General features: G+C 37.6%; 6 protein-coding genes. 4 read left to right on the top strand and 2 right to left on the bottom strand.

Annotated elements, in window-relative coordinates; all coding sequences use genetic code 11:
* Nucleotides 1-123 precede the first annotated feature (123 nt).
* A complete protein-coding gene (locus tag DOS84_RS08335; protein WP_111409661.1) occupies nt 124-1467 on the top strand; it encodes a deoxyguanosinetriphosphate triphosphohydrolase in 1344 nt (447 codons plus the stop codon).
* Between the two features lie 73 nt (nt 1468-1540).
* On the opposite strand, the gene DOS84_RS08340 is transcribed toward DOS84_RS08335, so the two are convergent.
* Together DOS84_RS08340 and DOS84_RS08345 are read right to left on the bottom strand one after the other, a co-directional pair.
* Nucleotides 1541-2551, bottom strand: a complete 1011-nt coding sequence (locus DOS84_RS08340; protein WP_111409662.1) for a DUF3078 domain-containing protein — start codon at nt 2549-2551, stop codon at nt 1541-1543.
* Nucleotides 2552-2592: 41 nt separating this feature from the next.
* Entirely contained in the window at nt 2593-4374 is a 1782-nt protein-coding gene (locus DOS84_RS08345) for a 1-deoxy-D-xylulose-5-phosphate synthase (protein ID WP_111409663.1), read from the bottom strand.
* 84 nt (nt 4375-4458) lie between these two features.
* Between DOS84_RS08345 and DOS84_RS08350 the strand changes: the two genes are divergently transcribed.
* From DOS84_RS08350 to pbpC, 3 genes are all read left to right on the top strand, one after another.
* The gene (locus DOS84_RS08350) at nt 4459-4902 is read left to right on the top strand and encodes a nucleoside deaminase (protein WP_111409664.1); all 444 of its coding nucleotides are present in this window, start codon (nt 4459-4461) and stop codon (nt 4900-4902) included.
* 265 nt (nt 4903-5167) lie between these two features.
* On the top strand, nt 5168-10816 hold the full coding sequence (locus DOS84_RS08355) for an alpha-2-macroglobulin family protein (protein ID WP_111409665.1): 5649 nt from the start codon (nt 5168-5170) through the stop codon (nt 10814-10816).
* 55 nt (nt 10817-10871) lie between these two features.
* Nucleotides 10872-13247, top strand: a complete 2376-nt coding sequence (pbpC, locus tag DOS84_RS08360) for a penicillin-binding protein 1C (protein ID WP_111409666.1) — start codon at nt 10872-10874, stop codon at nt 13245-13247.
* The last annotated feature ends 109 nt before the right edge of the window (nt 13248-13356 follow it).

Genomic DNA, 13356 nt, shown 5'->3' on the forward strand with positions numbered 1-13356 from the left:
AAAGTATATTAAATAAGGGCTTTGTGAGACTATTAATTCCTGCAGAAAGTCTTAAAATAAAATGTATTTTTGGTTCTTTTAAATCTAAAATCATAATTCGTTAATCTACAATCAGAAATCACAATGAACTGGGAACAATTATTATCACTAAAAAGGCAAGGAGACACAGGCAAAAGATTGAGAATCGAGCAGGACGAGACCCGCTTGGGATTTGAAGTCGATTATGACCGAATCATATTCTCGTCTGCTTTTAGAAGTTTGCAGGACAAAACACAGGTGATTCCGCTCTCTAAAACCGATTTTGTACACACCCGATTGACACATAGTCTCGAGGTTTCAGTAGTGGGACGTTCTTTGGGACGATTGGTTGGAAAAAAAATCTTAGAAAAATATCCATATTTACAGGAAGTTCACGGTTATCAGATGAATGATTTTGGAGCTATTGTTGCTGCAGCGTCTTTGGCACACGATATCGGGAATCCACCTTTTGGACATTCGGGTGAAAAAGCCATTGGTGAATATTTTTCGATAGGAAATGGGCTTAAATACAAAGAACAATTGTCAGCCAAAGAATGGCAAGATTTGATTGATTTTGAAGGAAATGCCAATGGATTTTCAGTTTTGAACAGTTCGCGCCCGGGTGTTGAGGGCGGAATTAGACTTTCATATGCCACACTTGGTGCTTTCATGAAATACCCAAAAGAGAGTTTGCCCAAAAAACCTACACAAAATATCGCCGATAAAAAATATGGTTTTTTTCAAACGGACAAGGCTTTCTTTCAGGAAGTCGCTTCAGATATGGGGATGATTGCCAATAAAACAGGAAATGATATTGGTTTTGAAAGACATCCACTTGCTTATCTTGTGGAAGCAGCCGATGATATTTGTTATACGATAATTGATTTTGAAGACGGGATCAATTTAGGTTTGGTTTCTGAAGATTTTGCTTTGGAATATTTAATCAAATTGGTGAAGGACAGTATCGATACTTCAAAATACAAGACATTAGAAACCAAAGAAGACAGAATCAGTTACTTGCGGGCATTGGCTATCGGAAGTTTGATTAATGATGCCGTGAAAGTTTTTATTGAAAATGAAGAAGCCATTATGAAAGGGGAATTTCCTTTTTCCTTAACCGATAAAAGCAAGTACAAAGCCCAAATGGATGATATTATCAAGATTAGTGTGAAGAACATCTATCAAAGCCGCGAAGTGGTGGAAAAGGAGATTGTCGGCTACCAAATCATACAGACACTATTGGATAAATTCGTAACGGCTTTTAATAATAAATTCGAAGGAAAAATGTCCAATTATGACAATCTTATCCTAAAAATGTTACCCGAAAAGCATCATTTGGAAAAAGAAAATCTATACGAAAGATTGCTTCATATTTGCCACTTTGTTTCAATGCTGACCGACGGAAATGCATTATTGTTTTACAAAACAATAACCGCTGCAAAGAGTTAGTTGAAAAACGAATATAACGAAAAACGCCCTCAAAAAGTTGACTATTTGAGGGCGTTTTTATTTAAGTATTGTTTTAAAAAACATATTCTAGACCAATTCCCAATACTTGTTTTAGCTGGACTTTTGCGCCTTCATTGATTTTTACGCCATTTTCTTCTTTAATGACATCAATATCTTCGTCATAGACTAAATTGAAACCTACGTTTGCTTTTACGTATTCATTTACTTTTAAATCTGCATAAGATTGCCAATCAACATCGATATTGCCAAAATTATGAAGATAATCTGTATACAAAGACAGGCGGTTTTTTATGGTAATATTAGTAAAAACTTCTTTTTCAATATAAGAAGTTGCTAAGATACCAAGCTCTGTTTTGGAACGTTCTCCCTTTAAAACTAAATTTCCATCTACATCATAAACTGCTTTCTTGACACCATAGGCACCTGCATCGGCTAAAGCTTGGTCAAGGACAAGTGTGCTTTTTAATGTTAGGGGAGATAAATAGACATTTAATTTTTCGGGTTTATTGATATACTCCGAGCCAATACCTAAAAAGGTATATGCTGGAGCAAACGGTTTTGAAATAGGATCTTTGGTGTTTGGATAATTGTATCCGTCGGTAAATTGGGTGTTGAAGTTGAATTTGGCTGAATGATACCAATTCGATAATGTGTCTGTTCTATATCCATATGTGGAGTTGATTTTAAAAACATCATCTGTTTTTCTGAGTTCAATTCCCTCTTGTTTATTCATGCCATATCTAAAAATAAGCTCACTTGACCAAACTTGATTGTCGTCTTTATAATCTCGTTTAAGATGTCCTCTTACCAATCCTGTTATGGCACTGGTACCCCCGGCACTCCAGTTCACAAAGGCAATTTCTGAAATGTCGATTCCCAGAATGTTCTTGTTTGTCCAGTACGAAATGGTGTCAGGTTTTGAAGTTATGATGGTTGTAAGCGCCTGGTCAATCTTGTTTGCGTTTATAGTGTCCGCTTTGCTGGTAATTATTTTAATTTGTGAGAAACTACATATTGAAAGTAGTAAAAACAGAAGTAGGATGGGTTTGGTTAAAAAAGTCATAGTAAGGCTGAGGTATTATTAAGCTTGCAAAGTAATTAATTTCAATAACTTGAGAAAATTATTTCTAAACTATCAACGGAGATTTTACAATATTGTTGTAATTCAGCAATAGAACCTTGTTCAATAAATACATCTGGTATTCCTAAAAGCTGTACTTTAGAGGTATAATTATGGGTTGCTGCAAATTCCAAAATTGCACTTCCAAATCCTCCTTTGATGACTCCGTCTTCGACAGTTATGATCGTTTTGAATTGATTAAAAATAGTATGGAGTTCCTTTTCATCGAGTGGTTTGACAAAAGCAAAATCATAATGCGCAAAATTTTCTGAATGTTGTATTTTGGCTAGAGCCAATGTCACATTGTTACCAATTGTACCCGTGGATAATATGGCTGTTTTTGATCCGTTTTTGAGAAATTTTGCTTTTCCGATTTCGATTTTTTCGTATTTTCCTAAATGTAATTTTCCCCAATTGTTGGTTACACCTCTTCCTCGTGGATAACGTATTGCAATTGGATGGTTTAAGCCCAATTGTGCGGTATATAAAATATTTTGTAAGTCAATTTCATTCAAAGGAGCATAAATAATCATGTTTGGAATACAGCGCAAGTAAGCTAAATCAAAAACACCATGATGTGTGGCGCCATCTTCCCCAACTAAACCAGCTCGGTCGAGACAAAAAATCACCGGCAAATTTTGTAAAGCCACGTCATGTATAACTTGGTCATAAGCTCTTTGTAGAAATGTGGAGTAAATATTGCAATACACAATCATTCCCTGTGTAGCCATTCCAGCCGATAACGTAACAGCATGCTGTTCTGCAATGCCCACGTCAAAGGCGCGTTTTGGAAAGGCATCCATCATGAATTTCAAGGAACTTCCCGAAGGCATTGCCGGAGTGATTCCAACAATTTTTTCGTTCTTTTTGGCTAAATCCAAAATGGTCAGTCCAAAAACGTCTTGGTATTTTGGAGGTAAATTTTCTTCAGATTTCGGTATAATTTCTCCTGTGGTAGCGTCAAATTTACCAGGAGCATGATATATTACTTGATTTTCTTCCGCCTGTTGGAGACCTTTGCCTTTGGTTGTAATTAGGTGTAAAAATTTTGGTCCTTTTATTTTTTGCAAACGCTTCAATTCTTTGATTATCGCAAAAATATCATTACCATCAATAGGTCCCGAATAATCGAAATTCAGTGACCGAATCATATTGTTCTGTCTCGGATTTTTTCCTTCTTTTACGGAAGTCAGGTATTTTTTGAGTGCACCTACACTTGGGTCAATTCCGATAGCATTGTCATTCAGAATAACCAATAAGTTGGCATCGGTAACTCCGGCGTGATTAAGTCCTTCAAAAGCCATTCCGGAAGCTATAGAAGCATCGCCGATTACGGCAATATGCTGTTTTTCGAAATCTCCTTTTAAATTAGAAGCAATTGCCATTCCAAGCGCTGCCGAAATAGAAGTGGAGGAGTGGCCTACGCCAAAAGTATCGTAAATGCTTTCGCTTCTTTTAGGAAAACCTGAAATGCCTCCCAATTGACGATTGGTATGAAAAATGGTTCTTCTTTCGGTCAGGATTTTATGTCCGTAGGCTTGATGACCCACATCCCAGACCAATAAATCTTCGGGTGTGTTAAAAACATAATGCAAAGCAATCGTAAGTTCCACTACTCCAAGACTGGCACCAAGATGGCCTTCTTTGGTCGCTACAATATTGATGATAAAATCGCGTAATTCTTGTGCCACTTGAGGAAGTTCTGCTTCATCAAGCTGGCGCAAATCGATTGGGGAATGGATATGTTCGAGTAAGTTGCTTTTCATTATAGTCTAAAAAGCGAATTTACGGTTTTGTTTTCTATTTTTGTACGGCAACTTAATAATTCCCTTCGCGGGATTCGGGGATTTATGGAAAACATTTTTACAGACGAGTACTTTATGAAAAAAGCTTTTCAGGAAGCTGAAATGGCTTTTGGCAAAGGTGAAATTCCTGTAGGAGCAGTTATTGTGGTCAATGACACCGTCATTGCTCGATCCCATAATTTAACAGAATTACTTAATGATGTTACCGCCCACGCCGAAATGCAAGCGATAACAGCAGCTGCAAATTTCCTTGGCGGGAAATATTTAATGGGTTGTACGCTTTATGTTACGCTCGAGCCTTGTCAGATGTGTGCCGGAGCTTTGTATTGGAGTCAGATTACTAAAGTTGTGTATGGCGCCAGCGATGAACACCGTGGTTTTATGAAAATGGGAACCCAATTGCATCCCAAAACTATTGTTGTCCGTGGGGTTATGGCTGATGAAGCTTCAGAACTGATGAAACGATTTTTTGCTGAAAGAAGGAAATAGTCTTGATAACCTGAAAAGTCCTAGCCCGGATAGAAGTGGAAATCCTTATGTGCCGGTGTTCGGCATATAAGATTGTAACGGATAGCGGGATTAGCTCCTAAAATAACCTCCTAAAAAATATTTCACCTCCAAAGAATTTTCTTCTTAAAAAATTAATTAAAATACTATACTTTTACTACAATATAATGAGTGCTTTTGCAGTTATCGTTTTAATTGTAAAATGTTGCTATAATTTTAATTTGTAACCCATTAACTCCAGATAAAAGTGAAAACAAAAGGATTAATTTACGTGTTTTGTGTGTTTTTTTTGTTTCAAGCGTGTGGTAAAAAATCAGCCGCCGATTTTAATTCCGATTTTTCATTGTTCAAAGAGTACATAGTCAGTTTTACTGGGGGAATAGTCTCGGCACAATCTGATATTCGTGTGGTTTTGGCTTTTGATAATAATAATTGGAAAGTCAATCAGGTTTTAGACGATGATTTATTCGATATTTCTCCAAGTGTCAACGGAAAAGTGATTGCACTTTCGAATAATACGATTGCTTTTATTCCCGAAAAAAAACTAGAATCGGGCACCGAATATCAGGTGACTTTGCATTTGGATAAATTAAATCCAAAGGTTGCCGAAAAGGATAAAACACTTTCCAATTTCAATTTTACGGTAAAGACCATCAAGCAGGACTTTATTGTCAATACGCTTGATTTGCAATCGTACAGTAAAGAATACCAATATTTGAATTGTGTACTGAAAACAGCAGACAATATCGATTTTGAAACCGCCAAAAAATTGGTGGAAGCCAATCATGGTGGAAACGATTTGAAAATTGTGTTTGAAAAATCGAATGCGGTTGGCAAAGAATTTAAATTTAGAATTGATAGTATTCAGCGATTAAATTCTAAAAGTAATCTCGAAATTAAATACGACGGAACGGATTATGAAGTGGACCAAAACGGAACCATTGATTTCCCGATTACGGCGCTAAATGAGTTTAAAGTTATAAAAACCGAAATAAGCGAAGAAAACAATCAATCCTTGACCATCAATTTTTCGGAACCATTGGAAAAAGGACAAGATTTTAAAGGTTTAGTTGCGATTCAAAACACCAATAACTTAAAGTTTTCGACCCAAGGCAATGTGTTGAAGGTTTATTTCAATAATGAGAAAGCAGTTGAAAAACCAGTTGAAGCAATTCCTGTAACTGTAGTTTCGGATTCTACGATAGTTGTCTCTGATAGTGCTTCGGTTGAGGAACCAGAAGAAGTTGTCGAGCCTGAGCCAGTTGTGGATTCACAAAAACTGATGGGAGAATTAGTATTGGAGGTTTTTCAAGGAATTGAAAGCGAATATGGTAAAAAGCTTAATGAAAATTACTCGGAGAAAATTTCATTTGATGAAATAAAACCTAATGTTCGTTTTATCAAAAATGGTACAATTTTGCCAAGTTCGAGCAATCTAAAACTCAATTTTGAAGCTGTAAATCTAAGTGCGGTTGATGTAAAAGTGTATAAAATTTATAAAAATAATATTCTCCAATTTTTACAGGATAATGAGTTGAATGGTACGAGAAATCTAAAAAAAGTAGCCCAACCAATTGCTAAATCAACTCTAAATCTAAAGGAAAGCAACTTGGTTAATCTGAGCAAATGGAACACTTTTGCATTGGATTTGTCTAAAATAATAACTCCAGAACCGGGTGCTATTTACAGAGTGGAGTTCTCGTATAAAAAAGCGTACTCCTTATACAAATGTGAGAGCTCAGAAGCTGGTGACACTGATAATGAGGAAACCGAAGAGGTGGATGAAAAAGATGTGAATTATAGTGAAAACTCTTATGATGAGTACTACTATGACGATTATGAATGGAGAGAAAGCCAAGATCCTTGTACGAGTTCCTATTATTACAATGCTAAGATTGGAACTAATATTTTAGCCTCGGATGTTGGAGTAATTGCTAAAAGAGGAGATAATAAATCGTATTTGTTTGCTGTAAATAATATTATAACTACCGAACCAATTGCGAATGCAAGAGTGGATTTGTACAGTTTTCAACAGCAAAAATTGGCCACAGCAGCGACAAGCAGTGAAGGAATTGCGAGTTTTCAGTTAGATACATTTGCTTATTTTGCGATTGTGACTTACGGAACACAATCCACTTATGTAAAACTCGATGACGGTCATTCTTTATCGGTGAGTAATTTTAATGTGTCTGGAGAAACTTTGCAAAAAGGACTTAAAGGATTCATATACGGGGAACGAGGAGTTTGGCGACCTGGGGATAATTTGTATTTGTCTTTCATTTTGAATGATGCTTCGAATAAAATACCGTTGGGGCATCCCATAAAATTTAGATTAGCCGATCCAAATGGGAAAATCACTTATCAAACCATTCAAAAATCGAATGAATGGAATCATTATGCGTTTACTATTCCAACAGAAAATGATGCGCCTACCGGAAATTGGGAAGCAATGGTTAGCGTGGGTGGTGCTAAGTTTTATAAAAGCATTAAAATTGAAACCATCAAACCCAATCGTTTAAAAATCAAAAACACTTTCAAGAGAGCAGTACTTTCTTCTTCGTATCCAAATACGAGTAATCTCGAAGTGACTTGGCTTCACGGGGCTGTGGCCAAAAATTTGAATGTCGAAATGCAAGCCAAATTTTCGCAACAAACAACAACTTTCAAAAACTATGAAAAATATACTTTTGATGATTTGGTTCGAAAATTCAGCACTGAAGAAGTTACGGTTTTCTCTGGTAAATTAGATGTCAATGGAAAAGCGAATGCAACGATAGATCCTAAAATACAAGGAGAAGCACCAGGAATGTTAAAAGCTTCGTTCATTACAAAAGTATATGAAGAAGGAGGTGATTTCAGCACCGATGTTATTGCCACTACCTATTCTCCATATAACACTTATGTGGGTATAAAATCACCCGAACCCAATAAATACGGAATGCTGGAAACCCGTAAAGTGAACCAATTTGATGTGGTAACGGTTGATGAAAATGGTAGACCCAAACCGGTCAAAAACTTAGAAGTAAAAGTATATAAAGTAGAATGGCGTTGGTGGTGGGATGCTTCAAGCGATAATTTGTCCAATTATAATTCGGATAATGCAACGACTTCGTACAAGACTTTTACCATTAATACAGATGCCAGCGGAAAAGGGAATGTACGATTTGCCTTGACCGATGAAGAATGGGGACGTTATTTGATTCGGGTTTCGGATGTCGTTGGCGGTCATGCAACAGCTTTAACGGTAAATATCGATTGGCCAATGTGGTCTGGAAAAACCAGAAATACCGATGCATCAACGGCTAATATGCTAGTTTTTTCTACCGATAAACAAAATTATGCCGTGGGTGAAAATGCTCAAATTTCATTCCCATCAAGTGAAGGAGGCCGTGCTTTTATTTCTGTCGAAAATGGCTCGAAAGTAGTGCAAACGCTTTGGGTGAAGACTCAAAAAGGAGAAACAAAAGTAAGTATTCCTATTACTGCTGCTATGGCGCCGAATGTGTATTTCAATATTACGCTTTTGCAGCCACACGCTTCAAGCAAGAACGATTTGCCAATTCGAATGTATGGAATTGTCCCAATCGAAGTAGTTGACAAAAATACGATTCTGATACCCAAATTAGTAATGCCAGATGTTTTGCGCCCTGAACAATCATTTGCCATAAAAGTGAGTGAACAATCCGGAAAAGGAATGACCTACACAATTGCAATTGTAGATGAAGGATTATTGGATTTAACCCGTTTTAAAGCACCAAATGCATGGGATAGTTTTTATGTTCGTGAAGCTTTGGGTGTAAAAACCTGGGATATTTATGATGATGTGATTGGAGCGTATGGCGGAAAAGTGAATCAGATTTTCAGTATTGGTGGTGACCAGGATTTGGGTGGTGGAAAGGCCAAAAAAGCAAATCGTTTCAAACCAGTTGTAATTTATATGGGGCCTTTTAAATTGGAAAAAGGAGAAACCAAAACGCATCAGGTGAAATTGCCGAAATACATTGGCTCCGTAAAAACAATGATAGTGGCTGGTGATGCAACTACAAGTGCGTATGGTAGTGTCGAAAAAGCTACTCCTGTTCGTAGTCCTCTAATGGTCTTGGCTTCTTTACCAAGAAAAATTTCTCCGTCCGAGAAAGTGACGATTCCTGTTACCATTTTTGCAATGGAAAAAAACATCAAAAACGTTACGGTTCAGATTAAGACGAATAATGGATTAAAAGTTATTGGTAGTGCTACTCAAAAAGTGTCATTCGCGCAGCCTGACGAGAAAATGGCCTATTTCAATTTGGCAGTCGGCTCTGTTACCGGAATTGGAAAAGTACAAATTGTGGCGACTTCCGGCAATGAGAAATCAGTGTATGATGTAGAGATCGATATGACCAATCCCAATCCAGTGACCAGTACGTTTACTGATGTGATTTTGGAACCTAATAGTACTAAAACTATTTCGTGGAAAACATTTGGTGTTTCGGGAAGTAATAAAGCAAAATTGGAGGTTTCCTCAATGCCAACAATCAATTTGAATGGAAGATTGCAGTATTTGATTCAATATCCTCATGGTTGCGTGGAGCAAACTACTTCGTCTGTTTTTCCGCAATTGTATCTAAATGATATTGCCGATTTTGACGTTACGCGTAAGCAATTAATTCAAAAAAATATAACTGCTGGTATTACTCGATTAGGAAGTTTTCAATTATCGAATGGTGGAATAACGTATTGGCAAGGCGGAACCATTGCAGATGACTGGGGTACTTCCTACGCTGGACATTTTATGATTGAAGCGGAGAAAAAAGGATACTTTTTGCCTGTCAATTTCAAATCAAAATGGATTTCATACCAACAAAAAGAAGCCAAGCAATGGCGCTTTATGCCGAGTTATGGAAATGATTTTGCACAGTCCTATCGCTTATATACTTTGGCTTTGGCAGGAGTTCCCGATTTGTCTTCAATGAACCGATTGCGTGAGACCAAAGGTATTTCGAACGAAAGTAAATTGCGTTTGGCAACAGCTTATGTATTGGCTGGACAGAAATCGGCAGGTTTGACTTTGTTTCTGAGCAGTAAAGTTGATGAAGATTCGAATTATAATTATTACTATTATGGCTCCAGCGATAGAAATCGTGCAATGGCTTTGGAAACAATGTTATTGCTTGGGCAAAAGCAAAAAGCATTTGCAATGGCAACAAAATTGGCCAAAGATATGTCAAGTGACCAATGGATGAGCACGCAAACTACTGCTTATTGTTTGTATGCAATGACTAAGTTTTCTGCAAGCAATGGTGGCAAAGGAATTGATGTTCAGTTTAGTAAAGATGGAAAAGCGCAAAGTATCAAAACGATGAAAACAATCGCCGACAGAAGTTTGGTTGTCAAAATGGGTTCAAATAGTTTGACTCTAAAAAATAATAGAAAGAACAGATTGTTTGTCCGTGTACTGAATACAGGTATTCTTCCTATTGGCCAGGAAAAAGCGATTCAGAGCAATGTCTCGGCTTCCATTGTTTTCAAAAACAGAAAAGGAGGCGTTATCAATGTGTCTAAAATTAATCAAGGAACGGAATTTGTCGCTGAGGTTACGGTCAAAAACCAGAAAAATGAACACGTAGAAAATGTGGCGTTATCTCAAATTCTACCATCCGGTTTCGAAATTGTAAATACCCGTTTTACGGATTACGGTGACGCAACCAATAATGTAGCCGATTATATTGACATTCGTGATGATAGAACGAACTTCTATTTTGGATTGAAATCCGGAGAAACAAAAACGTTTAGAATATTATTGAACGCTTCTTATTTAGGAACTTATTATTTACCGGGATTGCAATGCGAAGCGATGTATGATAATACGTTTTTGGCCAGAACCAAAGGTTTTTGGGTTCAGGTAGTGAAATAGCAAGTATCCTAACAGGTTTCCAAAACCTGTTAGGATAAAACAAACAAAATTCATTTTGAAAAACAAACTAATAGCGTTCCTGCAACGCATCATCAATTGGATAAAACGTAATAAAATTAAATCATCAATAGCTTTTTTGCTATTGGTGGTTTATTGTTTTTCGTTGCCACGAACTTTGTTCCAAGAACCCTATTCGACAGTGATAGAAAGTAAAGAAGGAGAATTGCTTGGTGCCAAAATTGCGCTTGACGGGCAATGGCGATTTCCAGCACAAGACAGCGTCCCTTATAAATTTAAGGAGTGTATTGTTTATTTTGAAGATGAATATTTCTATAAGCACCCTGGATTCAACCCTATGGCGATGGTCAATGCTTTTCAGCAAAACAGGAAAGCAGGTAAAGTAGTTCGTGGAGGAAGTACATTGACACAACAAGTCATTCGGTTGTCCAGAAATGGAAAAGACCGAACGTATTTCGAAAAAATAATCGAACTCGTTCTCGCTACCCGATTAGAATTGGGCTATTCCAAAAACGAAATTTTAGAATTGTACGCCGCTCACGCTCCTTTTGGAGGAAATGTTGTGGGGCTCGAAATGGCTTCTTGGCGGTATTTTGGCGTGCAATCGCATCAATTGTCATGGGCGGAGAGTGCTACTTTAGCTGTTTTGCCAAACGCACCTAGTTTGATTTATCCCGGAAAAAACCAAATTAAATTATTGAGCAAGCGCAACCGACTTTTATTAAAGTTGAACCAAGAAGGAATTATTGATAAACAGACTTATGAACTTTCTATAGACGAACCCTTGCCTCAAAAACCATTTGATTTGCCACAAATTGCACCTCATTTACTGCAACGAGTTGCCAAGAATCAACAAGGAACTCGGGTGAAAACTACAATAGAAATCGGATTACAAAACAGGGTGAATCAAATCGTAAAGTATTATTATAACCAGTACAAGCAAAATGAAGTTCATAATTTGGCTATTTTGGTTATCGATGTGTCTAATAGAAAAGTGATGAGTTATGTGGGTAATTCACCAACAGATGGCAATCACCAAAAAGATGTGGATATTATTGACGCACCAAGAAGCACGGGAAGTATCCTTAAGCCATTGTTGTATGCTGCTATGCTCGACGATGGCGAGTTATTGCCCAATACTTTAGTCGCAGATATCCCTACCCAGATTTCGGGCTACACTCCACAAAATTTCAACTTGACATTTGACGGAGCTGTTCCGGCTCATCGGGCTTTGTCTCGCTCTTTGAATATTCCGGCCGTATTGATGTTGCAGGATTTTGGAGTCAATAAATTTTATGAAGAATTGCAACGATTCAAATTGCGGGATATTTCAAAACCGCCTGACCATTACGGTCTATCGCTTATTTTGGGTGGTGCCGAAAGCAATTTGTGGGATTTGTGCAGAACCTACGCCGGTTTATCCTCAACTTTGAATTATTTCAATAATAATCAGGGGCAATACAGAACCAATGAATTTGCTGAATTGAATTATGATGATAATTTTCAAGTCCATTTTGGGGACGAAACCAAGCAAAAGAACATCTTGGGAGCGGGTTCGATTTGGCAAACATATATTGCAATGGAGCAAGTTAATCGTCCCGAGGGAGACGAAGCGTGGAAGTTCTATGACAGCTCACTCAAGATAGCTTGGAAGACCGGAACAAGTTTTGGGAATCGTGATGCTTGGGCGATAGGAACCAATGCGAGATACGTTGTAGGCGTGTGGGTGGGGAATGCGACAGGTGAGGGCAGACCTACATTGACGGGAGTTACAAGCGCAGCACCCATTTTATTTGATGTTTTTAATTTATTGCCCAGACAGCGATGGTTTGATACACCATATAAAGATCTAGAAGAAGTGGAGGTGTGCAGTTTGAGCGGTCATCTGGCCAAAGAAGGCTGTCCGACAATAAAGCAGCTCGTTTCAAAGAAAGGAAAAAACACTTCAATTTGTCCGTATCATAAAATAGTGCATTTAGATAAAACACTTCAATTTCAAGTCAACAGCAGTTGTGAGAATATAGAAAATATTATGACCAGAAATTGGTTTGTTTTGCCGCCTGTAATGGCTTGGTATTATAAAAGTCAGCATATAGAATATTTGCCTTTGCCGCCGTTTCGGGATGATTGTATGAGAACACAAACGGCGACGATGGATTTTATTTATCCCAAAACGAATAGCAAAATCTATCTTACCAAAAATTTCAACAGCGAAATACAGCCTGTGATTCTAAAAGTGGCTCATTCGCAACGCGAAAGCAAACTGTTTTGGTATGTCGATAATATTTACAAAGGCGCAACCAAAACTTTCCATGAAATGCCTATTTCGGCTACGACGGGATTTCACTACATTACTGTTGTTGATGAATTTGGAAACGAAATCCGAAGAAAAATTGAGATTGTAAAAGAATAATCATGATGTTTTGGGCATGCCCCCATTGAGCAAAGGGGCCTACCTATAGGGTTACTTATGCAGCCCCTTTGCTCAACGGGGTCGGGCTATTCGCGCTACTTCGGTAGCT

The sequence above is a fragment of the Flavobacterium aquariorum genome (assembly GCF_003254745.1).
GTDB lineage: Bacteria > Bacteroidota > Bacteroidia > Flavobacteriales > Flavobacteriaceae > Flavobacterium > Flavobacterium aquariorum.

What these genes read in the sequence shown, in the direction of transcription:
- DOS84_RS08335 (WP_111409661.1), top strand. Translation starts at nt 124, where the DNA reads ATGAACTGGGAACAATTATTATCACTAAAAAGGCAAGGAGACACAGGC.
- DOS84_RS08340 (WP_111409662.1), bottom strand. Translation starts at nt 2,551, where the DNA reads ATGACTTTTTTAACCAAACCCATCCTACTTCTGTTTTTACTACTTTCA.
- DOS84_RS08345 (WP_111409663.1), bottom strand. Translation starts at nt 4,374, where the DNA reads ATGAAAAGCAACTTACTCGAACATATCCATTCCCCAATCGATTTGCGC.
- DOS84_RS08350 (WP_111409664.1), top strand. Translation starts at nt 4,459, where the DNA reads ATGGAAAACATTTTTACAGACGAGTACTTTATGAAAAAAGCTTTTCAG.